Origin of the sequence: Rothia sp. HMSC068E02 (genome assembly GCF_001813565.1) — a bacterium.
In the GTDB taxonomy this organism is placed as follows: Bacteria; Actinomycetota; Actinomycetes; order Actinomycetales; family Micrococcaceae; genus Rothia.
In genome coordinates this window covers 93,015-117,483 of record NZ_KV812875.1, presented here as the reverse complement: position 1 = coordinate 117,483, position 24,469 = coordinate 93,015, and the positions used below count along the sequence as shown (strand labels likewise).

The 24,469-nt window shown below is 56.5% G+C and carries 23 protein-coding genes, 3 tRNA genes and 1 pseudogene; 24 read left to right on the top strand and 3 right to left on the bottom strand.

The genetic code is table 11. The features are described 5' to 3' along the window. Positions 1-159: 159 nt before the first annotated feature. Positions 160-933 (bottom strand): hypothetical protein, encoded by a 774-nt coding sequence (locus HMPREF2919_RS01545; protein WP_049340427.1) that lies wholly within the window; start codon positions 931-933, stop codon positions 160-162. A gap of 87 nt (positions 934-1,020) precedes the next feature. Between HMPREF2919_RS01545 and HMPREF2919_RS01540 the strand changes: the two genes are divergently transcribed. From HMPREF2919_RS01540 to HMPREF2919_RS01495, 10 genes are all read left to right on the top strand, one after another. Further along, a tRNA-Lys gene (locus HMPREF2919_RS01540) sits at positions 1,021-1,093 on the top strand. A 170-nt stretch (positions 1,094-1,263) separates the two neighbouring features. Further along, the gene (locus tag HMPREF2919_RS01535; protein ID WP_080974859.1) at positions 1,264-1,773 is read left to right on the top strand and encodes an asparaginase domain-containing protein; all 510 of its coding nucleotides are present in this window, start codon (positions 1,264-1,266) and stop codon (positions 1,771-1,773) included. Between the two features lies 1 nt (position 1,774). Continuing rightward, positions 1,775-2,440 carry a hypothetical protein gene (locus HMPREF2919_RS01530; protein WP_044150051.1) on the top strand — a complete coding sequence of 222 codons (666 nt, stop codon included), beginning with the start codon at positions 1,775-1,777 and terminating at the stop codon, positions 2,438-2,440. 252 nt (positions 2,441-2,692) lie between these two features. Next, positions 2,693-3,430: an organic solvent tolerance protein OstA gene (locus tag HMPREF2919_RS01525; RefSeq protein ID WP_239663321.1), complete on the top strand. Its 738-nt coding sequence runs from the start codon at positions 2,693-2,695 to the stop codon at positions 3,428-3,430. A 107-nt stretch (positions 3,431-3,537) separates the two neighbouring features. Continuing rightward, positions 3,538-4,131 (top strand): flagellar type III secretion system protein FlhB, encoded by a 594-nt coding sequence (locus tag HMPREF2919_RS01520; protein WP_049349909.1) that lies wholly within the window; start codon positions 3,538-3,540, stop codon positions 4,129-4,131. Between the two features lie 112 nt (positions 4,132-4,243). Continuing rightward, the gene (locus HMPREF2919_RS01515; RefSeq protein ID WP_049349910.1) at positions 4,244-5,923 is read left to right on the top strand and encodes an ABC transporter permease; all 1,680 of its coding nucleotides are present in this window, start codon (positions 4,244-4,246) and stop codon (positions 5,921-5,923) included. Between the two features lie 90 nt (positions 5,924-6,013). Beyond that, positions 6,014-6,886 (top strand): hypothetical protein, encoded by an 873-nt coding sequence (locus HMPREF2919_RS01510; protein ID WP_049349911.1) that lies wholly within the window; start codon positions 6,014-6,016, stop codon positions 6,884-6,886. Positions 6,887-7,102: 216 nt separating this feature from the next. Then, entirely contained in the window at positions 7,103-7,906 is an 804-nt protein-coding gene (locus HMPREF2919_RS01505; protein ID WP_070542122.1) for a hypothetical protein, read from the top strand. Between the two features lie 640 nt (positions 7,907-8,546). Beyond that, entirely contained in the window at positions 8,547-8,882 is a 336-nt protein-coding gene (locus tag HMPREF2919_RS09245; RefSeq protein WP_246824034.1) for a hypothetical protein, read from the top strand. Between the two features lie 132 nt (positions 8,883-9,014). Further along, positions 9,015-9,617 carry a hypothetical protein gene (locus HMPREF2919_RS01495; protein ID WP_049363565.1) on the top strand — a complete coding sequence of 201 codons (603 nt, stop codon included), beginning with the start codon at positions 9,015-9,017 and terminating at the stop codon, positions 9,615-9,617. Between the two features lie 132 nt (positions 9,618-9,749). Here the strand turns inward: HMPREF2919_RS01495 and HMPREF2919_RS01490 are convergent, their stop codons facing one another. Beyond that, positions 9,750-10,406 carry a DedA family protein gene (locus HMPREF2919_RS01490; RefSeq protein WP_005504410.1) on the bottom strand — a complete coding sequence of 219 codons (657 nt, stop codon included), beginning with the start codon at positions 10,404-10,406 and terminating at the stop codon, positions 9,750-9,752. A 337-nt stretch (positions 10,407-10,743) separates the two neighbouring features. Here HMPREF2919_RS01490 and HMPREF2919_RS01485 point away from each other — a divergent pair, with 337 nt between their 5' ends. From HMPREF2919_RS01485 to HMPREF2919_RS01445, 9 genes are all read left to right on the top strand, one after another. Then, positions 10,744-12,930 carry a RecQ family ATP-dependent DNA helicase gene (locus HMPREF2919_RS01485; RefSeq protein WP_070665916.1) on the top strand — a complete coding sequence of 729 codons (2,187 nt, stop codon included), beginning with the start codon at positions 10,744-10,746 and terminating at the stop codon, positions 12,928-12,930. A 42-nt stretch (positions 12,931-12,972) separates the two neighbouring features. Beyond that, complete coding sequence (locus HMPREF2919_RS01480) at positions 12,973-13,500, top strand: nucleoside deaminase (RefSeq protein ID WP_049340406.1); 528 nt, start codon at positions 12,973-12,975, stop codon at positions 13,498-13,500. Positions 13,501-13,799: 299 nt separating this feature from the next. Continuing rightward, positions 13,800-14,711, top strand: coding sequence for an ABC transporter ATP-binding protein (locus tag HMPREF2919_RS01475; RefSeq protein WP_239662194.1), 912 nt, complete (start codon positions 13,800-13,802; stop codon positions 14,709-14,711). Between the two features lie 2 nt (positions 14,712-14,713). After that, the gene (locus tag HMPREF2919_RS01470; protein WP_070665913.1) at positions 14,714-17,320 is read left to right on the top strand and encodes a YhgE/Pip domain-containing protein; all 2,607 of its coding nucleotides are present in this window, start codon (positions 14,714-14,716) and stop codon (positions 17,318-17,320) included. Between the two features lie 79 nt (positions 17,321-17,399). After that, entirely contained in the window at positions 17,400-18,020 is a 621-nt protein-coding gene (locus tag HMPREF2919_RS01465; protein ID WP_070665911.1) for a TetR/AcrR family transcriptional regulator, read from the top strand. A gap of 154 nt (positions 18,021-18,174) precedes the next feature. Then, positions 18,175-18,261 (top strand) — tRNA-Ser (locus HMPREF2919_RS01460). 185 nt (positions 18,262-18,446) lie between these two features. Continuing rightward, positions 18,447-19,085: a uracil phosphoribosyltransferase gene (gene upp, locus HMPREF2919_RS01455; protein ID WP_070665909.1), complete on the top strand. Its 639-nt coding sequence runs from the start codon at positions 18,447-18,449 to the stop codon at positions 19,083-19,085. A gap of 576 nt (positions 19,086-19,661) precedes the next feature. Further along, positions 19,662-20,414 carry a winged helix-turn-helix domain-containing protein gene (locus HMPREF2919_RS01450; protein WP_005504418.1) on the top strand — a complete coding sequence of 251 codons (753 nt, stop codon included), beginning with the start codon at positions 19,662-19,664 and terminating at the stop codon, positions 20,412-20,414. Between the two features lie 132 nt (positions 20,415-20,546). Further along, entirely contained in the window at positions 20,547-21,092 is a 546-nt protein-coding gene (locus HMPREF2919_RS01445; protein WP_070665906.1) for a SixA phosphatase family protein, read from the top strand. 78 nt (positions 21,093-21,170) lie between these two features. Here HMPREF2919_RS01445 and HMPREF2919_RS01440 read toward each other — a convergent pair. Then, a tRNA-Ser gene (locus tag HMPREF2919_RS01440) sits at positions 21,171-21,262 on the bottom strand. Between the two features lie 253 nt (positions 21,263-21,515). On the opposite strand from HMPREF2919_RS01440, the gene HMPREF2919_RS01435 reads away from it, so the two are divergent. From HMPREF2919_RS01435 to HMPREF2919_RS09210, 5 genes and pseudogenes are all read left to right on the top strand, one after another. Continuing rightward, a complete protein-coding gene (locus tag HMPREF2919_RS01435) occupies positions 21,516-21,863 on the top strand; it encodes a DUF4190 domain-containing protein (RefSeq protein WP_049346009.1) in 348 nt (115 codons plus the stop codon). A 209-nt stretch (positions 21,864-22,072) separates the two neighbouring features. After that, positions 22,073-22,561, top strand: coding sequence for a hypothetical protein (locus HMPREF2919_RS01430; RefSeq protein ID WP_005504421.1), 489 nt, complete (start codon positions 22,073-22,075; stop codon positions 22,559-22,561). Positions 22,562-22,762: 201 nt separating this feature from the next. Then, positions 22,763-23,407, top strand: a complete 645-nt coding sequence (locus HMPREF2919_RS01425) for a polyprenyltransferase (protein WP_070665902.1) — start codon at positions 22,763-22,765, stop codon at positions 23,405-23,407. A 164-nt stretch (positions 23,408-23,571) separates the two neighbouring features. Continuing rightward, positions 23,572-24,009, top strand: a complete 438-nt coding sequence (locus HMPREF2919_RS01420; protein WP_049346177.1) for a hypothetical protein — start codon at positions 23,572-23,574, stop codon at positions 24,007-24,009. A gap of 108 nt (positions 24,010-24,117) precedes the next feature. Beyond that, a pseudogene (locus tag HMPREF2919_RS09210) lies at positions 24,118-24,469 on the top strand (hypothetical protein); the annotation flags it as partial.

Sequence of the window (24,469 nt, the reverse complement as noted above, 5' to 3'; positions counted from 1 at the left end):
CTACCTATTAGCAACCCGACATCTTGTAATTATTATCCACCCGAACCCGGCGCAGAGTCAATCGGAAACAGGCTTTTCAGGCCTTTGCGGCCCAATGTGGAACCTGTGCCAATTCGCGGCACGAACCCGTATTTTTGCGCCCCGCAACGTTGTAGAAGACTAGAATGCTTCGATGTTGGTCTGCGATTTTTCCTGCGCAGAACCAGCCCCCGAGCCCCCATTAACCTGCTGACTAGCCTCAACGGCGCGTAGCTGGGCGGCGACCGCCTCCAAATCGTGCGCGATCTGCTCCATCTGCTGAGCCTGACGCGGCAGACGAGCACGACGCTCCACCGCCTCACGCTTCACCTCGTGGCTGCCCGGAACCGCACCATCCTGCCCGGCAGAGCGCGCATAATCGGTGCGGATACCCAACGCCACCACGTGCGCAAACGCGGCGCAACGTTCCATCGCAATGTCCATATCGCCGGTGTACAGGCCCGCCAGGATCTCATCAATCGTGCGGACCACCTCGTCGGCACTCGGCGGGTCGGGAACACCCGCCACCACGTGCGAACGGTAATCCTCCGCCATGCCCAGCTCAAAAGCGCGGCTCACCCCGCGCGGCGAACGATGCACCACGTCCCGCAGCCAGTACATGCGCCACAGCGCACCCGGCAGGGAGTGGGCGCTCGCGTGCGACCAGAGTTCGGCGAGCATCTCAATACCGTAGTCGTCGGTGAAGCTGACGAGCCGTTCGGTCATCTGTTCGTCGGTGCCGCGTCCGCGCATCAGCAGGATGCGTGCGGAGGCGTGCGCCGCCTCTTCGCGTGCGGCGGGGTCCATGCCGCCTTCGTGGCGTTCAAATTTCTCGGCGGAGTAGAGGACGGGGCGGTGGTGGGTACGGTGTCGTGCGCGTCCGGAGGCGCCGGTTGATGATGCGGGTGTAGACATAGGATTTCCCAGTGTACCGTTCATTGGCTGGGGGCCGGTAGTGTATAGTATTTCTATCTGCACACTTTCAGTTTTGTGTGGATAGGAGCGCCTTTAGCTCAGTCGGTAGAGCTACGGACTTTTAATCCGCAGGTCGTGGGTTCGAGCCCCACAGGGCGCACTAGCCGACCCGTCGCCTCCCGCTTTGCGGGGGTCGGCGGGTTTTTGCGTCTTCACCCTCGTGTGCGGGGTTTTACCCCCGTGTTGATTCCGTGTGGTGGGGCGTGTCCTGCCGGGTTGGCCTGGCAGTTTTTGATTTGTGTACGTTGACCCGAAAAGATGAGGAAACCCGTGAGCGTCACCATTAAGAACCCTGAAGAAATCACGATTCTTGCCACTGGCGGCACGATCGATAAGTTCTATTCGGTGGCGGGCACCATGGATATTGGTGAGCCTGCCGCTAAGGACCTGCTGGACCGCGTCATCACTGACGTGCGCTTCGATATTCGTCCGCTGATTGGCAAGGACAGCCTGGACATGACCGATGAGGATCGTGCCGAGCTGACCGAGGCGCTGAACGCTGTCACTAACGACCAGGTGCTCATCACTCACGGTACCGACACCATGCCGGAGACTGCCCGTTACCTGGTGGAGCACGCCGACCTGGGCAATAAGGTCGTGGTGCTGACCGGTGCGATGCAGCCCGCCGTGATGGCTCGTTCGGATGCAGGCTTCAACCTGGGTGCCGCTATTGCCGCCCTGAATCTGCTGGAGCCGGGTGTGTACATCAGCATGAGCGGTCGTATTTTCCCTGCTGAGAGCGTGCGTAAGGACCGTTCGCGCGGCATTTTTGAGGGCTAGGATGGCTGATTCCGCTCGTATGCGGCGGGGTGAACCGGTTTCTGCCGCTGAGCTTGCGCCGGTTGAGGGCTCCTCGGATCTTGTGCCGCAGGAGCATATGTCGCAGGCGCAGCTTATGCAGCTGCAGGCTATGGATGAGCTGGAGCAGCAGGCTGATGAGTTCTGGAATGTCACCAGTGATTACCCGCTGCCGGCTAAGAACCTGTACCTGGTGCGTGTGCTGCTGCTGGTCGTACCCTCGCTGATTACTGTTTATTACTTCATTCGCGTCACGCTTTTCCCGATTGGTGCGGTGCCGCTGGTCTATCTGGTGATGCATATGTGGGTTGCCATGATTTACCGGGCGAACCGTTCGGTGAAGTTGGTGTTGCTGGCGAATGCAGCGTCCGGGGTCGCGGCGGCGATTATGACGGCGTTCTTTGCCTATGCGCTTGTGACGGTGCAGGGTCCGCAGACGCTGCTGGACCGTGTGGGCGTGTTCTACACGGTGAGCTTGCTGACGGTCATGGCGTCGTTCGCGTTGGAGGTTCTGTTCTCGCTGTTCTATAGTTTGGCGGTTCGTAGGAGCTTGCGTCTGACGCAGAAGAAGCAAGAGGAAGAACAGCGGAACGCAGAACAGCAGCATGCAGAGGACCCGAACGCGGAGGCTTCGCAGGTAGCGGAGTAGGGCTAACGCGCCCCGGCGGGCGGGGATTCTACCCCGCGTATCCGCGCCTCCGACGGGGTGATAACGAGGCGATAAGCGGCGGTGTGACACGCTCCCCGCGACGCCCAGCTACTGCTCAGATTCCCTTAAAGTACGCGTGATACGGTAGAGACAGAAACACGACCCGCACCTGCCAGGAGGCCACTCATGGGCGCTACACACCTGAACACAGATGCCGCTTCATCCGCAGAACACCCGGATGAAGATATCAGTATGCAGACCCGCTTTCAGGCGCCTATCCGTCACGTGACTCCTGCTACGCCGGAGGTGTCCGTTCCGCTGAACGTGCCGCCGGTGGTGACTGGTTCGCATCCGGTTATTTCGGCGACTTCTACCGTCATCATTCAGGATGGTACGAACCCTCCGATTGTGGTGCGTACACACCCGACGGGTCCTCTACCGCCGTTCCCGGGGCAGGGTCAGGTTCCCGCTTTTCTGCGCACCTATACCGCTGATGAGGTGAAGGAGCGCCAGCAGATGCTCAAGAAGAACCTGCTGGTCCGCGCGGTTATTCTGTGTATTTTGAGCCTGGTTGAGGGCCTCATTATTTCCCAGTACACGCAGCCGTTGGCGATTTGCTTTGGTTTTGTGGCTGCTCTTTACCTGGTGGTTCAGATGTGGCCTCTGATGCGCCCTCCTCGTGATTCGGCGGATGCCTCCGTGTATAGCGTCTGGGCTATCTGTTCCCTCATCGGGTATGTTGCGGTGGGGCTGGTGCTTTCACCCATCACGTTCCTGTTGTTGATGCTTGACTGGGCTGGGGTTTCGATGGGGCTTGACCCCATGCTGGTGCTCGTTCTTTTGGGCCTGGTCTGGTTGAGCGAGGTTGGCTTATCGTTGCTGACCATTTACCGCTTCAATAATTTGAGGATTGCGATGGCGAATCGGGCAGATCAGCCGTCGTTGCCTGACAGTATTTCTGCGACGGTTGATCCGTCTATTTCTTCCTAAAGTTTTTGAGGCGGCGCGGTAGATGAACACCGCGCCGCCACCCACACACCACACACTCGCTCATACATCTTCCGCACACTATCAGCCGACATCCGAAAGATTCCGCTATGTCCGCCGTTGAGTCCTCTCCGCCATCCGCTCCGAACACCACCCATCCTACGAAGCCTGCCACCCCGACCCTCGTGTCGGTGGCAGGTTGGGTTCTGCTCGCTATTGCTGTGGGCTGGCTGGTGCTGATTGGGTACACGGGTGTCACGTATGCGACGACGCAGCTATCGCATTTTTCGACCTGGCGTGCCCAGTCGCTGGTGGAGGCGCAGGCGTACTACCCGGTGATGTTCTTGCTGGTTAGCGCCTTCGGTAACGTAACCCTGCACGGCTTCTGCACGGTGGCGTACCTGCGCGGTTACCGTTGGGCGGCGCTGGTGCTTTCGGTGGCGTTGGCGTTGGGTGTGTTAGCGTCCCTGCTGATTATGCTGGCGGTTGCGGCTCTTCTGGGCACGTTGAATGGTGCGCCGAGCCAGGATGTTGAGCTGCTGCTCAGTAGCGCCTCCCCGCTGTACACGCCGGTGTATATTGCTGCACCGTACATGCTGGTGTGTGTGGTCGCGTTGGCGTTGGTGTGGTCTCGTCAGTCTCGTTCCTATATGGAGGCGCGCCGTGATTGGCGTTTGCGCCGCAGCGAGGACTACCTGATTTAGCCTTGCAGATTCTGGTCGTATAGATTCTAGCCGCGGGTCCACGACGGCCTGCGGCTCACCGATAACTTTATTCACCAACCACTATTCACCAACCACACTGTTAGGATGACCCGTGCACCTTACTTCCGAACCTGCGCACGAATCCACATCGCATACTAACCCCGACGTCGCCAAGCGCACATATGATGAGCGGGCGGCGTTTGAAGAGGCGAAAAGAAACCTCGGCATAGTTGGTGATAAGGAGCAACAATTCGACCGGGGAATGGCGATTCTCGGTAAAGCGTATTCCATCGCGATGACGCTGATTCTGGTGTATTTCCTCCTGGATGCGTACCAGATTATCGTTACCGCGGGCCGGAGTGTGAACATCGGCTCGTTCCTTAGCTATGCCCTGCCGAAGGTTCTGTCTGACGCTGTCTTGGTGGTGCCGTTCCTCTGGTTCGTTCTGGACTACACCAAGGGAGGGTACGTTAATCCGCGCCGCCTGCTGATGCTGTACCTTCTGCTGTGTTCCTTGAGCGGTGTGCTCTCTTTTGCGGGTGTCTTTGGTCTGGCGCAGATGCTTTTCCCCGCGTTTACGGCTTTGGATTCTGTATCACATCCTGCCGCTGCCTCGTCTATTGTGACGCAGGCTCTGGTCGGGGTGATTACGGCAGGTAGCGCCGTTCTCCTGTTTTTGCTGACTCGCCCGGCTGTGGGCGTGGTCCCGAGCCCCGCGGCGATTCGGGAGCAGATGCAGATCATCAAGGACAGCATGGCGGATGATGAGGAAGAGCCGACCCGTGAGGATGTTCTTCGTCAGCTTGAGAAGGAAGAAGGCCCGGTCAAGGACTCTACCGAGCAGCTGTTGCGTGAGCTTTCTGCCGATTATGCGCTCTCGAATGATCCGGTGGAGAAGAACCGCCTGCTGGCTGAGATACAGCAGATTCAGCGCGCCCAGAAGACGGGTGTAAAGCCTAACTTCGGAGGCACGTCTGGCGGGTCGGCTAAGCCCCAACAGGAAGCGCACGAGGGTGCGGAGGCGACCGCCGCCTCCACCGCGCCTGCCGCCCCTCAGGTGGTGCTCCCGCCCCGCCCGAAGACGCTGCGCGGCGTCATGTGGTGCGCTACAGCCATTATTATTCTGTCCGCAATCCAACGTATCTATGTATCTATCCATAACGAGGTCCCAGACCGCGTTATGGAAAATATGCCGGGCATCATCATTTCAGGCATATTTGCTACCTTCATCTTCTCTCTCATACCGATTTTTGTTCTCCGCAGACTGTGGAAGGGCCGTAGATGGGCGTACTTCCTCACCCTCTTCGGTAGTGCTTTTGTGGTTTTTATCGGGGCGATGAGTTTGCAATCTTTCATCTCGGCTGATTATTTCTCCAGGCTGGCGGATGAGTCGTTGACTTCAAGGCCCCGAGACTACGTAGTTTCCATCGTGGTGAGTGACATTATGGGAGCTTTTCTTACGGCCTTCTACCTGCTGATAGTCGTGCTGCTCATGAGCCGTCCCACCAGGATGTACGTGGCTACTGCGCGGTTGGCGCGTCTGAATGCACGCGAACAGGTGAACGCCGATGACGGTTGGATTGTTGTGCATCAGGACGCAGAAACGCGTGCTCACCTAGAAGAAGAACAGACGCGTTGGGAAGAGAAGGAAGCTAACCGACGGGCTGAAGAAGCAGTCGCTCAGCAGTACAAGAGGACCCGCCGTACGAATGCGCGGAAGAACTCCCGCAACGAACAGCGCGGCTACAAGGATACTTCCGTGTACACCGAGGAAGGTTACCGCCTCAACTAGGGCGGTTGCTTACTCTTTGAAAGACTCTTCTGCCCCCTGCCCCGTGCTACGGCGCGCGGGGCGGGGTGCGAAGAGAAGAAAGGAACAATGATGTCAGAACGTACCCCAAAGCAACCGCTCAACGACCCGGAGTACACGGTTCCCGAGTACAGCGTGCTACTGCCCTCTAACGAGGCAGAAAATAGCACGGCAGAGGGCGATGCCGTCTCCAGCAACGTAATTTCCGGTAATGTCGCAGACACTAGCGCGGCGGAGGATAACGCGCCCGGCGGCAGCACCTCCGAGCACGCCAGCACCCCCGAGCAAACCACTACTGGCTACCGGAAGGCGACCGCCGGCTACACTGCCGCTTCCGAGCAGGTAATTCCGGAGCGCCCGAAGGCTATGCGTAGCGTCATGTGGTGCGCTGCCGCCATTATCGTGCTGGGGCCCCTGAGTAATTTTCTGCTGCCGATTCTAAGCTGGTCATATATCGATTTTGAGACAGTGGTGAGTGTTCTCTTCTCTGCCCTGGTGGTTACCCTCATCCTCTCCGCCATCCCGATTTTTATTCTCTGGAAGATCTGGGATGGCCGCGAGTGGGCGCGCGTACTTACCATCATCTACTGCGCTCTCGCGGCTGCTAGCGGTGTGCTTATTCTTGCGGATAATTTCTCGGAGTTAAGCTCTAGAGCGGCTGCGGCGTCCAGCCTGGGGCGTGTCGCGAGCGGCATTTTTACTCTTGTTCTTTACCTCCTGATGATTGTGCTGCTGACTCGTGCTCCTATTAGGGTGTACACACAAATCGTTAGCGGGGCACGTGCGCTAGAACGCCAGCAGATGATGTCTGAGACGAGACAGGCTGCCGGTCAGGTGCCGGCGGAACTTCGAGAGATTTTCGCTGATGATGAGGATGACGAACGCACCTCATCAGGGGGAAACACCCCTCGACCCCCGCACCGTAGTGCGGGATGGGGAACGTAGAAAGGCGCAACAACGTCAGGAGTTCCGAGGCTAGCCCTCGGAATGGTGCACGTGGTTACTCGGATACCTCTGAATACGCTGAGAAAGGGTACCGCCTTCCTGGGGCGAGGCGCGCCTCCTTATATCCTTGGGGTAAGACTCTTTAACGCCCGCTCCGTGCACTGTAGCGCGGGGTGGGTGCCAGAAGAGAAAGTGCCAGGGGAGAAAGGAACGACGATGTCAGAACGTATCCCAAAGCAGCCGCTGAATGACCCGGAGTACACGGTTCCCGAATACAGTGTGCTGTTGCCCTCCGACGAGGCTGAAAATAGCACGGCAGAGAGTAACACCGCCTCCAATAACGTTGCCCCCAGTAGCGCGGTAGGCAATAACACGGCAGAGGGTAATGCACCCCGCGACAGAACCCCCGAGCTCACCACCACCGGCTACCGGGAGGCGACCGCCGGTTACGCTGTCGCCTCCGAACATGCGGGTTGGGTACGTCCGAAGGCTCTGCGCAGCGCCAAGCGGTGCATGACCGTCATCATTATTCTGTTGCTTTTCAGGAATATTCAAACGTTCATACTCCTTAAGAACCTAACCTCCAGCTTGGGGGCGCTGTCTCTTCTCTTCACGCTGGGCTTCCCCCTCATCTTCATTTTTATCCAGATTTTCCTCTTCTGGAAGACCTGGGAAGGGCACAGATGGGCGCACATACTTATCCTCGTGTGTAGCGCCTACGAGGTCTTGAGCCGTATGTATTGGTTTGCGCAAGATTTCTTCATGGATTCCAGATATCTCACCTGGCTGATGGAATATTTGCAGTCCTACGACTCTATGGACCTGGCGATTTCTCTTCTCTTGAGTACCGCGGTTGGTGTTGTTATTACTATCCTCTACATCCGGAACATTGTGTTGCTGACCCGTCCCCCTGTATGGGCGTACACGACTGCCGGCAGCACGCCGCATAGTCAGGTGGTTGGTCAGAATCCGCCGGCACATGAGGCTAACTCCAACGAGGGCGGGAACCGCCTCAACTAGGGCGTTTGTCCCAAACGGCACCACTATCACCAAAAGGTTTAGAGCATGAAAAGGTGGGGATACCAAACGGTATCCCCACCCTTTTGCGTTAAATATCGAAATCTTCTAGCTGGTAAAACCCTTTGAGTTATCTAAAAGGTTCCAGGCTTCGTATAAAAACTCTACAAGGCCCGAAGAGCTTACCCTATACTGAAAAAGTATTATTCTCTCAGCTAACTACATCAAATAACTCTTTTAGGTAGGTTTCGCGTAAACCTACCTAAAAAAGTGGAACAACCACCGATTCACGCACCATAGTGCGAGCATACGAGAGAAAGAACGACGATGTTTAACAATACTTCCGGTGCCTCCGCGGGCACGCTGGCACCGCAGCCTAACGCCGCAGCATCGAACTTTCCGGCACCGAACTTTGCGGCACCCGCCGCAGTGGCGCCTCAGCTTCCGGTTCCTACTGGTGCTCGCCCCGTACACGGTGCGCCTAACCCTCAGGCAACCAGCAATCTCCCCCCCGCGACCCCTCGCCGTCAAGATCGTATTCATCTTCATGATAGTGTTCCTGACTACGTATCCCCAACAGCCTATTGTGGGTCTAGAGTTCACGTTTGCGTATATGTTGGCTGGTATGACGATGGGGCTTACGATGGTTCTCCCTATTGTTCTTGGAGTAGTCTCTGCCTGGTACCTCAATGAGGGTTATGAATGGGCACGAGTGGTGATTATTATCGAGGGCGCGCTACGCATGCTTTTGGACATTGTGGTTGTAGCTCTCTTTTATCACGTCTTTTTGACCGACGATTATAGTACGCAAGCGGCCAGGGTTATGTTTTTTGGCCCGTTTATGACCCTTCACGTCTTCTACGCGAAGATAGCTTTTGACTTCATCAGTCGCATCCTCATTATTGTTCTTCTCTGCCAGCCGCAGGTGGGGCGGTACATCCATATGCGTGGAGACCTGCGACGCATGGGCGTGCGCTAAACATAACTAACCGGGGCGCAACCCCGCCCGCCTCCTGATGCAGGTTTCATACGAGCCTGCCAGGTTTGAACAATTACTTAAACAATCACCGGCTCACGCATCAGCGTGGGGTACATACAAGAAAGAACAACGATGTTAAACAACGCTCCCAACCCTTCGGCTACTGGCCCGGCACTTCAGCCTAACGCCGCAACACCGAACTTTCCGGTTCCGGGCGCACCCGCTCCTTCGTACGGCATGCCGGGCTCCTACGGAGTCGTTTACGTCCCTTCGCAGCCTGTCGCTCTGCGTGCGGCGATGGGCTGCGCAATCGCTGTGATGGTATTGGGCGCCCTATCATCCCTGTACGTGATGGCCTGGCGTGGTGTGGAATTCGCTGGTCTTTCATGGATTGGCTTTACCGCTATCGGCGGGCTCGTCATCTGGCAGCTCTGGCAAGGAGCCCGCTGGGCGCACATACTGGTCATCGTTGACTGTGCGCTATACCTTGTCCTTAACCTATTGGGCTTGCTGTTGCTTCCTCTTTTGCGTCAGCTTGGTGTACCCGTCCTAGAAGTGATTGGGCTAGCAGGCGCATACCACTATGGAGATCCTAATGTCTTCTTTGTGCTGGCTCTAGGCAGGACCGCACTTGATGTTGTCTTGCATATTGCCATCATTATTCTTCTGGCTCAACCGCAGGTATTGCAGTACTTCAAAGCTCACGCGGACCTTCGAAGCATGAGCGTAAAGTAACCTCGCGGAGGTGTAGCTGGCTTCCGGGGCATCACCTCCACCGGGTTTGAGAGAACGCAAAAAGGTGGGGATACCAAACGGTATCCCCACCTTTTCTCATCCCCGGCTCAACGACCGAGAAGGACTCACGTATTACTCAGCAGATTCCTGCTTCGCCTTCGAACGGCCACGCAGGTACTCGATAATAACCGGCACCACTGAAACCGCCACAATAATCACAGCAATGTACTCAATGTTGTTATGCACGAACGGGATACCGCCCAGCAGCACACCCGCCAGACCAATCAAACCAATCCACGCAACCGCGCCAACAACATTCCACAGGTGGAACTTCTTACGGTCGTACGAAGAAATACCAGCCGCAAGAGACACAAAAGTACGAACAATCGGCACGAAACGACCCAGAACCAGAGCCAAACTACCGCGCTTCTGGAAGAACTCCTCGGTAGTGTGCAGGTTCTTAGTGCTCAGAATCTTCGCGTCATCCTTGAAGATCTTACGGCCGTAACGGGCACCAATCTGGTAGCCAACCTCAGCGCCAGCAATAGCAACCAGCACCAGGACCGGGAACGCAACCCACAGGGACAGGCCCATCTGCTCATGCAACATACCCAGAGCAAAAATCAGGGAGTCACCCGGAAGAACCGGGAAAAGAACACCGGACTCAATAAATACGATAATTGCCGAAACAACCAGAACCCAGGGGCCGGTATCGAGCAGGAACTGCTCAAGGTCGAGGCCCAAGAGCGCAACCGGAAGATGCGCCAAAGCGGTGGCAAGAAAAGTCATGAAAAATCCTGAACTGTGAGTGGACCGCACACACGGATCGGCGGCGGAGTAACACCAGCATAGAAAGCGTACCTATGGTGAACATTGTGCAAAACTATGCAGAGGCTGTGTATTACTGGCACAATTCTACCGGCATTTACGCCGGACGCACGGGTGAGCGAGGCGTAAATCTCCCCACCATCGCGGCTAAACAGCCGGAGGTGACGCGGCGCTCGCACGCTTCCTCAAGAAATGACCATCCGCAGAGCCGGGCGATACCGGGTGTGACATGATGGAAAGAGAGCACGGCGCGTCGCGGCGTAGCGATTGACCCAACCACCCATCGTTGGAGAAAACCATGAACCCCCAGCAGTCAGCTTCCAGCCCCGCCGATTTGCTGCACACTGATTCCCTGCAGGCTGACCCTCTGCACGCTGAAGCCCGCGAAGTGTTGCGCCGCCTCACCGGTGTCGCTGATGCTGAGTTCCACGATGGCCAGTACGAGGCGATTCGCGCCCTCGTCGCCGACCGAGCCCGCACTGTGGTGGTGCAGCGTACCGGCTGGGGTAAGTCCGCCGTCTACTTCATCTCCTCCCTGCTGTTGCGTGCCCGCGGTATGGGCCCGGCGCTTATTGTCTCCCCACTGCTCTCCCTGATGCGTGATCAGGTTGAGGCAGCATCCCGCGCGGGGGTGCGCGCCGCAATGGTGAACTCCGCGAACGTGACCGAATGGGATGAGATCCGCACCCGCCTCGAAACTGATGAGCTCGATGTGCTGCTGGTGGGCCCCGAACGCCTCAATAACCCGGCGTTCCGCGAGCAGTGGCTGCCGTACCTGCTGCCGCGCCTGGGCCTGCTTGTTATTGATGAGGCGCACTGTATTTCTGACTGGGGCCATGATTTCCGCCCCGATTACCGCCGTATTGGTTCGCTCATTAAGTCTCTGCCGGTGGGTGTGCCGGTGCTGGCGACAACCGCGACCGCTAATGACCGCGTTAGCCGCGATATCGCTGAACAGCTCAGCACTGACACCGCCCCTGTGCACGTAATCCGCGGCCCGCTATCCCGCGAGTCCCTGCGCCTGGGTGTGCTTACCCTGCCTGATGAGGCGCAACGTATCGGCTGGCTACTCACGCACCTGAACGACCTGCCCGGATCCGGCATTATCTACACGCTGACTGTCTCTGTTGCAGAAGATACCGCAAACGCTCTGCGTGCCAGCGGCTACGAGGTTCTCGCCTACACGGGTAAAACCGACCCCGATGAGCGCCTGGTTGCGGAGCAGGCGCTCAAGGAAAACCGTGTCAAGGCTCTTGTGGCGACGAGTGCCCTCGGTATGGGTTTTGATAAGCCTGATTTGGGTTTTGTGGTGCACCTGGGCGCGCCGTCGTCTGCGGTGAGCTACTACCAGCAGATTGGTCGTGCCGGTCGAGGTGCCGTCAACGCTGATGTTTTGCTCCTGCCCGGTCGTGAAGACCGCGCCATTTGGGAGTATTTTGCGACCGCCTCCATGCCTAACGAGGAGCAGGCGCTGGCTGTTCTTGATGCGCTGGCTCAGGCCCCGGAGGGGTTGAGCATTACCGCTTTGGAGGCGCGCGTTCAACTGCGCCGCTCAACCCTGGAGCTTCTGCTGAAGGTGCTGGATGTTGAGGGCGCCGTCGTGAAGGAAGGCAACTATTGGCGTCGAACCTCTTCGCCGTGGCGGTACGATAACGCTCGCTATGCGGCGGTGGCGCAGGCACGTGTGCTGGAGCAGAACGCCATGCTCGAGTATGAATGTACTAGTCAGTGCCGCATGCTTTTCCTGGCTCAGCAGCTTGATGATGCTTCCGCTGTTGCGTGCGGTCGTTGCGATGTGTGCGCGGGCCCCTGGTACCCGGTGGAGGTCCCCACTGAGGCACTGCAGGCGGCACAGAGCAGCTTCAACACGGTCGGTGTGCCGTTGCAGCCGCGTCGTATGTGGCCGAGCGGGTTGGATCAGCTGATGGGTGCGGATGCGCCGCGCGGTCGTTTGTCTAAGGACGAGCAGGCTGAATCCGGTTACGCTTTGGCACGTCTGAGCGACATGGGGTACGGTACACGTCTGCGTGAGCTTCTGGCGACGAATGAGCTGGGTGAGCCGGTTGATTCTGAGGTCCCTGCCGAGCTGGGTCGCGCTTGTGTGAAGGTGCTTGCCGCTTGGGAGTGGTCTGAGGCAGGTCGTCCGGTGGCGGTGTTGACTCTGCCTTCGCCGGTGCGTCCTCGTTTGGCTCAGTCCCTGGGTCGGGGGCTTGCGTCGGTGGGGCGCCTGGTGGATTTGGGTCAGGTTTCTCTGGTGGATGAGCCCCGTTTCTTTGGCGGTAATAGTGCGTTCCGTTGCGCGGACGTGGTGCGCTCGTACCGGGTTCCTGCTGAGGTTCTGGACTATGTGCGTGAGCATCAGTGCCCGGTTCTACTGGTTTCTGATGTGGTGGATTCGCGGTGGGCGTTTACTGCGGTGGCTCGCGAGCTGAGGTTGGCGGGCGCTTCTGCGGTGTATCCTTTCTCTTTGGCTGCTACTCACTAGTCGCGCTCGATAATGCTTCATTTATTCCCCTGACGAGGATTTATGTCATATTCGGAATATTCAAAATTAACGGTCACTGATGGTTCCTCCGCTGTGCTCAGCGATATTCCCTCTCGCTCTGAACACAGTGAGTGGATGGCGCACGCCCTCGTTGAGGGTGCCGCCGCTGGTGAGCGTGGCGAGATTCCTATCGGCGCCGTGGTAGTGGATGAGCAGGGCATCATTATTGGTTCAGCGGGCAATACCCGCGAGCAGGAGCATGACCCCAGCGCCCATGCGGAGGTGAATGCGATTCGTCAGGCGGCGGCGCATCGTGGGCAGTGGCGCCTGGACGGTTGCACCCTGGTCGTGACCGTGGAGCCGTGCCTGATGTGTGCCGGCACGATTTTGGCGTCGCGCGTTTCGACGGTGGTTTTTGGTGCCTGGGAGGAGAAGACGGGGGCTGCTGGTAGCCGTTACGATGTGCTGCGTGACGGCAAGGTCGCTCCGGCTCCCGAGGTGTATGCGGGGGTGCGTGCTGATGAGTGCGCGCAGCTGATGGTGGACTTCTTTAAGGAACGCCGCCCCTAACCGTCACCCGTGGTGGCGCTTCAGGAACTGTTTTGTATAACGTGGAAAGCTGCGTGAGAACGCGTGGCTTTCCGCGTTATTTGTACGAAACCCCCATTTATTTGAAAAATACTTCAAAAATTTCAAAATTGGTACCCAATTTCAGGCAAAAAGCCCACTACATCACACATGTCCGGGTCTACCATATATAGGCACTGGAGCCTCCGTCTGCCCGTGACTGAAAATAGATACCCCACGCAACCTGCGGAGTGCTCCTCAAAACTCACCTGAACCGTCCTGTATTTAAAGGGGATTTATTCGTGCTTCGCGTTGACAATATTTGGGCTAAGGGGCGTCACCACGCCCTTTTTGGTCGTACCTCTTTTTCTGTAAATCAGGGCGAGGTCATCATTATTCAGGCGGATAGCCAGATGGAGCGCACCTCGCTGGGTTTGGCTCTTACCGGCCGTTTGCCTCTGTCGGGTGGCGAGATTTTTTGGAGCGATGGTGATGCGGAGCCGCAGCCGATTTCGATGAAGAAGCTGCGTCGTATCAGTGACATTATCGACTCTCCTGACGTGACCGCCCCCGAGCAGCACATGCGTGTGCACGATTACGTGTCTGAGATGCTCTCCTATAATCTGCCGGTTTTTGGTCGTTCCCGTGCGAGCCGCTGGCTGAAGGAACGCGGTCTTGAGGACCTGGACGGCCTGTGGATGGATGAGCTTGATGGTGAGATGAACATTGAGCTGATGGCGGCTTTGGCGCAGGCGAGTCCTTCGGACCTGCTGGTTTTTGATACGCCCTCCCGTCATTTGAACCACACCTATATGTGGCTTCCTTACCTGGAGGAGCTTGCCACTGACGAGGATCGCCCTCGCACTGTGGTGGCGATTGTTCCGCATATTTCGGAGTCCTGGCAGGGCGCCCGTGCTGTGGTGGGTAGTGTTCACATGGATCAGGACGGCGAGTTTGAGCCGGCTGAGGAGCCTGTAGAAGAGCTGACTGAGACGGAAGCGCTGACTGCGGCAGAAGAACTAACCCAGACCGAGCCTGTGATTGACGTGATTGAGGTGCGTGAGGTTGAGGAAATCCCCGCGGCCTCTTCGATTTCCCTCACCCCCGCGGTATCCGGCACTTCCGGAGCCGCTCAGACCACTGACCATAAGACTGATAACCAGAAGACCGGCAACCAGAAGACTGTTGCCCAGAAGACCGCTGAGAAGGAGTAAGAATGACTGTTCTGCGTGTGGCTCTTGTTGAGCTTAAGCGCCTGACCAGCGGTGTTTTGCCGGTTCTGGTGCTTCTTGCTATGTCTTGCATCCCGCTGCTGTACGGCGCCCTGTACCTGTACGGTAACTGGGATGCTTACGGCAATGTGAATGGCATTGTGGGTGCTCTCGTGGTTGAGGATGAGGGCGCGACGGATTCCGAAGGTAAGCAGGTGAATACCGGTGCTGACGTGAAGAAGAATCTTCTGGATGCTGGCACGTTTGATTGGCGTCAGGTGCAGACTCGTACTGAGGCTGTCGAGGGTGTGGAGAACGGCACCTATGACTTTGCGATGGTGATTCCGAAGGATTTCTCGCGTAATTTGCAGAGTGCCGGTTCGTTTAAGCCTGATGCTGACGGTAAGACGGGCCCTATTGATGCGCGTTCGGCGGGTATCGAGGTCATTACGAATGACGCGAATAACTATGTGCTGACGAATATTGTCACGAAGGCGGGCACTGCGGTGCGTGATTCGGTGGCTGAGAAGGTCGGTAATTCGACGGCTAATTCGCTGTTGGCTAGCTTCACGACGATTCATTCGAAGATGGATGAGGCTGCTGATGGTGCGTCGAAGGTGAATAACGGTACGGTGAAGCTGGCGGACGCTATCACTCAGCTGAAGGACGGTACCGCCACGGTGAATGATGGTGCCGTGAAGCTGAAGGATGGTACCTCCTCTCTGGCTGATGGTCAGTCGCAGTTGTTGGATGGTCAGAAGCAGTTGGCTGAGGGGGCCGCGAAGCTTGCTGATGGTGTGTCGACTTTGGATTCTGGTGCGGCGAAGCTGGATTCTGGTGCCGCGAAGCTTGCCGATGGTGCTTCGAGTTTGAAGGATGGTTCGTCGACTTTGGCTTCGGCTGCGGCGTCTGCTTCTGATGGTGCGTCGAAGCTGAAGGATGGTTCGGCGACTCTGGCTGAGGGTACCGCGAGCTTGAAGAGTGGTTCGGCTTCGGTGGCGAAGGGTGCTAATGATTTGGCGTCTGGTATCCATCAGTTGCGTGAAGGTATGGATCAGGCGGGTATTCGTGAGTTGCCGGCCGAGTTGAACGCGATGTGCATGCGCCTGCATGAGACGGATACTTCTGCTGGTAGCGGCGATTTTGGTCGTGACTTGTCGAATACTGTGGTGTCTGCGAGTGCGCAGAAGGTGCGTGCTCGGGTGACTCCGCTGGTTGAGGCGGGTACGTTGACTCAGGAGCAGGCTGATCAGCTGGTCGCTGCTGTTGATTCTGAGGAGACGAAGAATGAGGTTGCTGAGCTGAATCAGAAGGCTCTGCAGTCGCATCTGGCTACTCGTGATGCTGCCGCTGCTGATGCTCTGTCGAAGTTGCGCGCGTTGAAGTCGAGCCATTGTGTTTCTGATGGTTCGTCGTCGACTGCGGTGAAGATTCAGACTTTGGTGACTGGCGTGGATTCGCTGGATTCCGGTGCGTCTTCGCTTGCCAAGGGCGCTTCGTCGGTGGCTGATGGTGCCGCTCGTGTGGATGCTGGCGCGTCCTCGTTGGCGTCGGGTTCGGCGACCCTGGCTGATGGTAATTCCAAGATCGCTTCGGGTGCTTCGAGCCTTGCGAGTGGTTCTGCGACTCTGTCGGGTGGTGCTTCTGAGCTGAAGGAGGGTACTGGTTCTTTGAAGAGCGGTACCGCCGAGCTGAAGGATGGTAGCGGTACTTTGGCGGAGAAGGAGCAGTCTGCGGTTGAGGGTCAGCAGAAGCTGGCTGATGGCGCGAATGAGCTGAAGGATGGTGCGTCGCAGCTTTCTGACGGTACGGCGAAGCTGTCTGATGGTTCTACTCAGCTGAATGATGGTGCTTCCGAGTTGAAGGATGGCACTTCGTCGTTGGAGAGCGGTCTGGCTTCTGGCGCTAAGCAGGTTCCGAGCCTTGCGCCGACTGATCAGGCGAAGGTTGCGGATACGATGTCGAACCCTGTGACTTTGTCGCATGAGTCGCTGGCGTCGGCTCGTAACTATGGTGAGGGCATGGGTCCGTTCTTCATGTGCTTGGCGCTGTGGATTGGTGGCCTGATGCTGGTTCAGACGCTGCGCGTGATGAATAACCGTGCGTTGGCTTCGCATGCGCCGTCGATTCGTGTGATGCTCGGTAGCTGGATGCCGTTCGGCCTGGTGGGTATTGCTCAGGCGACTCTGATGTTCGCGGCGATTAAGTTCGGTTTGGGCTTTGAGATGGCTCATCCGTGGCTGGTGTGGCTGTTCCTCTGCTATGTGGCTCTGGTCTTTACCGGTTTCATTCATGGTCTGACGGTGATCTTGGGTGCGCCGGGCAAGCTGGTTGCTTTGGTCATTCTGATTCTGCAGCTGATTACTGCGGGCGGCACGATGCCGTATGAGACTCTGCCTGAGTCGATTCGTTGGATGCATGATTTCTTCCCGATGAGTTATGCGGTGGCGGGTACGCGTCGTTTGGCGTATGGCATTAATGAGTCGAGCCTGTGGGGCATCATGCTGGTTCTGACCCTGTGGGGTTTGGCTGGTTTGGTGTTGGGTTACATCGGCACGCGTCGTGATCGTACGTGGTCGTTGAAGAAGCTTGCACCGGAGATTACGGTGTAACGCGCCCTGTTTGGTCGCACCGGGGAAAACTGTCTAATAAAATAGAGATATATCTGCAAAAAGGGAGGGAGGACTTCTGATGTTGCAGCGCCCTGTCGCTGAAGCTGCAAGTCGTCGTCCCGGCCGTACTGGTAAAACTCAGTTGAAGTTGTTCAACGCTGCCATGGATATCATGACCCAGAAGGGGCTTGAGTACGCCACTGTTGAAGAGGTGGCTGCCCGGGCGGGTGTTTCTAAGGGAACCGTGTATTACAACTTTGGTTCTAAGAAGACCATGGTGGATCAGCTGGTCCAGTACGGCACGCAGTTGCTGCTGAGCGATGCGCGTCGCGCGGCGTCGGTTCATTCTGATCCGCGTGAGGCGTTGCGGAGTGCTATTCGTGCCGCGTTCCAGTATCTTGAGGACCGTCCGGGTTTTACTCGGATGTGGCTTGCGGAGGCGTGGAAGGGTGCGGATGGTTGGACCGAGGCGATGAGCGATAACCGTTTGGATCTTCTGAATTATTTGGAGGAGATGACGGAGGCTGTGGCTCGCCGCTATACGGTTGATACCGCTCAGAATCCTCGTGCGATTGCGATCTCTATGTTCGGCGCGATTTATATGCTTGCCATGGATCGTGAAGTGCATCAGGCGGAGCGTAATGCTGAGGATGCAACGCGTGCTGTCATGCTGGTTGTAGATGGGTATATCCGTCATTAGGCGGACCTGTTGGGTCTGCAGACGTAGCCGGGACTTCGGTGTCGGGTGTCGAAAAGGGCACGGTGAAAAGGGGCCGTGAAGAGGACGACACCCGGCTGCCGCACGTGGTTTTTCTTGCTCTCCTGTTGGGGGTGTGCTATAGTTTTCCACTGTTGGTGGTGTGTCCGAGCGGCCGAAGGTGCATCACTCGAAATGATGTTTGGTGTAAAAGCCAACGGGGGTTCAAATCCCTCCACCACCGCACCAACGAAAACCCGTCGAGATTCGTCTCGGCGGGTTTTTGCATGCCCGGATTGTTCTGGGGTGCTGCTGGCGGGTGTGTTGGTGGGTGTTTGTGCGGGGGTACTTCGCCTCGTTTTATAGGGTGTGTGCCACTTCCGGGGCTTTGCCGGTGCTTGCTGATTTGGGGGTGGGTAAAATCGTATTATGCGTATTAAGATTCTTGACCACCCGCTGGTCTCTCACAAGATTAGTGTTCTGCGTGATAAGAACACCCCGTCCCCGATTTTCCGTCAGCTGGTTGATGAGCTGGTGACCCTTCTTGCCTATGAGGCGACTCGCGAGATTCGTGTGGAAGAGGCTGAGGTTGTGACTCCGGTGGCGACTACTACCGGCGTTCGTATTGCTGATCCTAAGCCGCTGGTTGTTCCGATTCTGCGTGCTGGTCTGGGCATGCTGGAGGGTATGACCCGTCTGGTTCCGACCGCTGAGGTGGGCTTCCTGGGTATGGCTCGTAATGAGGAAACGCTGGATATTGTGACTTATGCTGAGCGTCTGCCGGAGGACCTGACTGGTCGTCAGGTGTACCTGCTGGATCCGATGCTGGCTACTGGCGGCACTCTGATTGAGGCCATTAAGTTCCTGCGTGAGCGTGGCGCTGAGTCTGTGACTTGTGTGTGCCTGATTGCTGCTCCTGAGGGCATTGCTGCTCTGGAGAAGGGCATTGAGGGTATGGAGAATGTTGACCTGTTCCTGGCTGCTCGTGATGAGCGTCTGAACGAGAAGGCGTACATTATTCCGGGTCTGGGCGATGCTGGTGACCGCCTGTACGGTCTGGCTGAGTAGTTTTCAGCGTTATTCACGTGATGTGAGTGGGGCGCCTCTGCATATGTTTAAGCATGTGCGGGGGCGCTTTGTTGTGTCTGCTGGAGGCCGTGTGCAGGTCATATGGTGTGGTGTTGGGGGATGTGTGTCTAACGGTCTGCTGTCTTGGGCGTTTATGGTGTTGTTGGGCGCTTGTGTGGGTTTATGAAACACCCTTGATAATATGTGATGAGGAACACTATAGTGCTTTGAGGGGCTTAAAATATATTGAGCATATTCACAGCTTCACATGAAAATACAGGGTGAAACCAGTAAATAAAAGAAGCTATGAATATTTATAAGGAAAAAATACTGAAAGCTTCAGGTAGTCCCTGAAACCCCAAAACGCGAGAGGGGGTATTGTACTCCTCTCGCCCATAAAGATGAATCCACTATGCCGAATCCGCTTGATTTATCCGTCAAATAGGAGAAATATTAAGTAAGAGGATTGAAGCTCGAACAGGTATTGGGGACTGTTTGACTCGGCGTCACTTCCGGCGCACCCCACACTACGTACGACAGGGATCCCGTACACAGACTTTGAGAGAAGGTTGAACCATGTCAGGCGCTGTACCTGGATATGTGCACATCTCCCAGCGCGGCCGCGCCGCTAAGCGCCAGGTCGTGCAGCCTCAGCGTCCCGTTGCGCAGGCCGCAACGTTGCGTCCGATGACTTTCTCAGCCGGTGACCCTGCCCATAAGCAGGCTCAGGAAAATGAGGCACGCGGCTTTGTGCTCTATGTTGGTTTGAATGAGGAACTTGCTGCAGCGAACGGTACCTCCCTGGTGCGTATCGTTCAGGATCTGCGCACTTACGCACACCACCTGGCTCCCGAGTCGGAGTCGTACGCCGCTGTGGCGTTGGCTCCGGTGAATGCTGAGGGTAGCGACCTTGAGGTGGTACGTAATGCACTCGGCGATCCGACCGCAATGTATATGCACCCGGAGGCGCATGTCGCCCGCGAAGCAGAGACCACGAATAGCCACTCTTCGGGTGTTCTGATTGACCTGGCGCGCCGCGAGGTGTTCCTGGATGGTGAGCCGCTCATGCTGACCTTCAAGGAATTCGAGCTGCTGGCACACCTGGTGGAGAATTCTTCCCGCACCGTGGGTCGTGAGGAGCTGCTGAAGGCGCTGTGGAGCTCCGGTGACGAGCATCCGCATGAGCGTACGATTGACGTGCATATTCGTCGTCTGCGTTCGAAGCTGGGCCGCCTGTCGGGTACCGTGCGTACGGTGCGCGGTCAGGGTTACCGCTTCTTTGAGCACCCCGAGGTTGTTGTCTGGGCTGCTCCGGAATACTCAATCTAGTTTTTAGAGTGCACCTCGGTGTGCTGGCGTCATGCCGGTGCGCCGGGGTTTACTTGTGCCCCCTAGGGGTGTTAGTGTGCGTGCTGTGGCGGCGTGCGGCACGTTCCGGCGCCCTCTAGATAGAATGGGTGTATGGCTGAAAATTCTTCCAACACTGCATCTGGCTCGCACCGCAGCGGGGTCAAGCGTCTGATTATTATGCGCCATGCGGAGGCTGATTGGGGTCTGAACGATTTTGATCGTCCGCTGACGAAGCGCGGCCATGAGCAGGCTGCCGCTGCTGGCGCCTGGCTGGCGGCTCGCGGTTATATTCCGGAGCAGATTATGTCGTCATCGGCTTTGCGCACTCGTCAGACGACTACTTGGGTTTCGGATGGTTTGGGGGCGAAGGCGCCTACTGCTCATCTGGACGAGGGGCTGTATGAGGTGTCTGCGTCCCGCATTATTGCGCGCATTAACAGCGTTTCGGAGAATGTTCATTCTCTGATGGTGGTGTCGCATCTGCCCGGTGTGCAGGATGCCGCGCAGCGCCTGATGAGCCCTGATTCTGATCCGAACGCCTCCATGGATGTGTACTACGGCTTCCCGCCCTCTTCTATTGCGGTGTTTGAGGTGCCGGAGGAGTGGGCTCTGCTTGATGGTGCGGATGCGCGCCTCGTGGACTTCAAGAGCTTCTAGACCTGGAACTTCTAGGCTTCGTGCCTGAATGAAATGGGTAAAGCAAAAGCCCCGTACCAGTCGGTACGGGGCTTTTTGTGGCGGAGACGGGGGGATTTGAACCCCCGGTCGAGTTTAACCCCGACCCTTCATTAGCAGTGAAGTCCATTCGGCCGCTCTGGCACGTCTCCACGGTGCGCTCGTGAGCGCATCCCTATAAGAATATAGGCTGTTTTGCGCTTGGTCAATTCGACCCACGCTTGGGGGATATCTCTGAGCGTGTGTTGCTCTATAGGGCGGACTATGGATTGTAGGCTTTGAGGCTTATAAGCATTTTCGATAAACTGCTACCGTCCGACCGATAAATAGAGGGCGTCTCTGGCGTGTGATTTTTCCATGCAGCGTTGCCAGAGTCGTCTTATTTACTCAACGAAATGAGAAATCATGTCTGAAAACCCCAACAACCCCCAGCCCCAGTTCAACCAGGACCCCCAGTTTAGCCAGCAGGCACCCCAGTTCAATCAGCAGGTTCCTTACGGTGTGCCCGTTCAGACCCCTGAGCAGCAGGCTCAGGCGAAGAAGGCAAAGACCCTGTCGATTGTCTCTCTGGTGAGCGGTATTGTGAGCTTCTTTGTCCTCGGTTTCATCCTTGGTGCTGTAGCTATTGCGACCGGCCGCCTGGCTATGAATAACCCCGAGCTGAAGAACCGCGGTATGGCTATTGCCGGTACTGTTCTGGGTGTCGTCAGTATTATTTTGCTGGTCGCTCTGAAGATTTTTGTAAAGCAGTAAGATTGAAGCTACCTGCAGTAGCCTCATGATTTGAGGAAGCCCGCGTGTACTCCGTGTGCACGCGGGCTTTTGCGTGCCTAATTAGTTTTCTAATTAGTGCATATATGGTGCGTATAGCTCCAGAATGACGAATCCGTTTGTGCCCACCTCAGCGATAGGTTAGGGTGAGTAAGGTTCAATACACACCATTCACACGAAAGAGGGACCACATGTCTCAGAACCCGCAGGACTCTAACTCCTACGACTACAACCCGGAATACGGCAACCTGAACGAGCAGAACGCTCAGAACGGTCAGCAGCAGTACCAGCAGCCTGGTCAGTACGGTCAGCCCATGATGGTGCCCGTCGGCATTGTTCAGAAGACCCCCGAGCAGCTTGCTGGCGAGAAGGCTGGTCAGACCTCCATGGTGCTCGGCATTATTGGTCTGATCTGCAACTTCTTTGTTAGCTGGTGGCTGTTCGGTCTGCCCTCGCTGATCATGGGTGTTATCGGCATTATGAAGGCTAATGAGGCTGAGCGTTTTGGCACTGCAGCTTCGGGTGGTCGCATCATGGGCTGGATTAACGCAGCTTTTGGTGGCCTATTCTTGGTTGTAATCGGTGGTTTCCTGCTGCTGGGTCTTATCGGCGCGGCAGGTGCTGCTTCTTCCTCTTCCAACCACTTTACTGAGCTGGTCAGCACCCTGGCACTCTTCTAAAAGGTCTCGCCCTCCTAGAGGGTACATAAAAGCCCCGTTTCTCGTATTGAGGAGCGGGGCTTTCGCGTACCAGCTGGCACTCTACTGCCCTCTTAAAATGTATTGCGCGGGTTTGTGCGACAGATGTAGTTGTACCCGTTTCGGTGATAGGTTAGGGTGAATACTGTTTAACACACACCAGCCGTACGAAAGTGAGATGCCATGTCTCAGACTCCTCGGGGTTCAGACCCCTACGACTACAACCCGGACTACAACCGTCTGAACGAGCAGTACAACCAGAACGGCCAGTACGGGCAGAACACTCAGTACGGTCAGTATGGCCAATACGGTCAGGGTTCTTACGGCCAGTACGGGCAGAGCTCCTACGATCAGTATTCTTATGACCAGTACGGTCAGAATTCGTACGGTCAAGACTCGTATGGTCAGAATCAGTACGACCCGTACGGTCAGCAGTACCAGCAGCCCGGCCAGTACGGTCAGCCCATGATGGTTCCTATTGGCATTGTTCAGAAGACCCCCGAGCAGCTTGCCGGTGAGAAGGCTGCTCAGACTTCCACGGTGCTGGGTATTATCAGCTTGGCGTGTATAGTGACTCTCAGCTGGTGGCTGTTTGGTCTGCCTTCCCTGATTCTGGGTGTTATCGGTATTTTCAAGGCGAACGAGGCAGAGCGTTATGGCGCGGCTGCTTCGGCTGGGCGTATCTTGAACTGGATTAGCGTAGTCATTGGTGGCATGTTCCTGGTGCTTTTTGGCGGCGGTATGCTGCTGGCGATTATGCTGGCTCTTTCTGATTCTGCCGCAAATTCTAGGCTCGTGGAGACTGCGCAGATGCTGGTACTTTTCTAAACACTTTCACCCTCATTGGAGGGTACGCAAAAGCCCCGTTCCTCACGTTGAGGTGCGGGGCTTTTCTGTATGTATGCCGTATGTTTGGTGAAATCGGCTCGACATACTTGTTCCCTTGGTGGGGGAAAGTCTAGGGTGGGCATAACGCCCGGTATTGAAAGGTTATGATGCCCCAAAATAATGAAGTTTTTGATTACAATCCCGAATATGCCAAGCTCTACCAGGGAAATGGCAGCCCGCAGTCTGACGCTGACAACACGGACGATTGGACGCAACATGCGAGCAAGCAACCTTCCGACGAGCAAAGGGCACAAGACGGTAAAAAGGCAGCGAACGTATCCCTGCTTTTCGGCGCCCTCGGCCTCCTATTTTTCTTTCTAGGGTGCTGGTTGTTTGTCCACGATTTTGACAGTGGTGGTCTGCAGATAGTTGTTGTTGCACCGTTGCTGAACGTCCTGGGTATTTGGCAGGGGCGAGTAGCGAAACAGCACGGTGTACCTGCCCTAGCGGGTCGTATTCTCAGCTGGGCGGGTGTAATTTTTGCCCTTCCCTTCGCCATCATCGTCGCATTGTTCTTGATTGTCCTGACCGGCGGAATATAACTATGTCGACTCCACAGGGAGCCTGCGTGTCCTCTTGTTCTAGTGGATTAGGGGAGGGGCTAGGGGGTAATACTTCTCTAATGTTGAATGTGAAAGGTTGTGGATGCGATGTCGCAGCTACCCCAAAACAACGAAGCTTTCGATAACAACTCCGAATACAACATGCTCAACCAGACAAATGGCAGTTGGCAACCCTACGCTGGTGTTTTAGGCAACCAGCTACTACCCGGAAAAAAGGTTTCACCTGGCTTCTCGAAGCGGCGGGATGGGCAGAACGCGGCAAGTCTTTCATTGTTTTTCGGCGCCCTCAGCCTACTGTGTATCCCGCTATTGACCTGGGTCTGGGCACCAGATTTCACCGTTATCTCACTGATACTGGGCATCTTGGGTATCTGGCAGGGGCGAGTGGCTAAACGGCACGGTGTGCCTGCCCTAGCGGGTCGTATTCTCAGCTGGGCGG

Coding starts and splice junctions, on each gene's coding strand:
- HMPREF2919_RS01545 (WP_049340427.1), bottom strand. CDS start 933: ATGTCTACACCCGCATCATCAACCGGCGCCTCCGGACGCGCACGACAC.
- HMPREF2919_RS01530 (WP_044150051.1), top strand. CDS start 1,775: ATGGCTGATTCCGCTCGTATGCGGCGGGGTGAACCGGTTTCTGCCGCT.
- HMPREF2919_RS01525 (WP_239663321.1), top strand. CDS start 2,693: ATGCAGACCCGCTTTCAGGCGCCTATCCGTCACGTGACTCCTGCTACG.
- HMPREF2919_RS01520 (WP_049349909.1), top strand. CDS start 3,538: ATGTCCGCCGTTGAGTCCTCTCCGCCATCCGCTCCGAACACCACCCAT.
- HMPREF2919_RS01510 (WP_049349911.1), top strand. CDS start 6,014: ATGTCAGAACGTACCCCAAAGCAACCGCTCAACGACCCGGAGTACACG.
- HMPREF2919_RS01505 (WP_070542122.1), top strand. CDS start 7,103: ATGTCAGAACGTATCCCAAAGCAGCCGCTGAATGACCCGGAGTACACG.
- HMPREF2919_RS09245 (WP_246824034.1), top strand. CDS start 8,547: ATGGTTCTCCCTATTGTTCTTGGAGTAGTCTCTGCCTGGTACCTCAAT.
- HMPREF2919_RS01495 (WP_049363565.1), top strand. CDS start 9,015: ATGTTAAACAACGCTCCCAACCCTTCGGCTACTGGCCCGGCACTTCAG.
- HMPREF2919_RS01490 (WP_005504410.1), bottom strand. CDS start 10,406: ATGACTTTTCTTGCCACCGCTTTGGCGCATCTTCCGGTTGCGCTCTTG.
- HMPREF2919_RS01485 (WP_070665916.1), top strand. CDS start 10,744: ATGAACCCCCAGCAGTCAGCTTCCAGCCCCGCCGATTTGCTGCACACT.
- HMPREF2919_RS01480 (WP_049340406.1), top strand. CDS start 12,973: ATGTCATATTCGGAATATTCAAAATTAACGGTCACTGATGGTTCCTCC.
- HMPREF2919_RS01470 (WP_070665913.1), top strand. CDS start 14,714: ATGACTGTTCTGCGTGTGGCTCTTGTTGAGCTTAAGCGCCTGACCAGC.
- HMPREF2919_RS01465 (WP_070665911.1), top strand. CDS start 17,400: ATGTTGCAGCGCCCTGTCGCTGAAGCTGCAAGTCGTCGTCCCGGCCGT.
- upp (WP_070665909.1), top strand. CDS start 18,447: ATGCGTATTAAGATTCTTGACCACCCGCTGGTCTCTCACAAGATTAGT.
- HMPREF2919_RS01450 (WP_005504418.1), top strand. CDS start 19,662: ATGTCAGGCGCTGTACCTGGATATGTGCACATCTCCCAGCGCGGCCGC.
- HMPREF2919_RS01445 (WP_070665906.1), top strand. CDS start 20,547: ATGGCTGAAAATTCTTCCAACACTGCATCTGGCTCGCACCGCAGCGGG.
- HMPREF2919_RS01435 (WP_049346009.1), top strand. CDS start 21,516: ATGTCTGAAAACCCCAACAACCCCCAGCCCCAGTTCAACCAGGACCCC.
- HMPREF2919_RS01430 (WP_005504421.1), top strand. CDS start 22,073: ATGTCTCAGAACCCGCAGGACTCTAACTCCTACGACTACAACCCGGAA.
- HMPREF2919_RS01425 (WP_070665902.1), top strand. CDS start 22,763: ATGTCTCAGACTCCTCGGGGTTCAGACCCCTACGACTACAACCCGGAC.
- HMPREF2919_RS01420 (WP_049346177.1), top strand. CDS start 23,572: ATGATGCCCCAAAATAATGAAGTTTTTGATTACAATCCCGAATATGCC.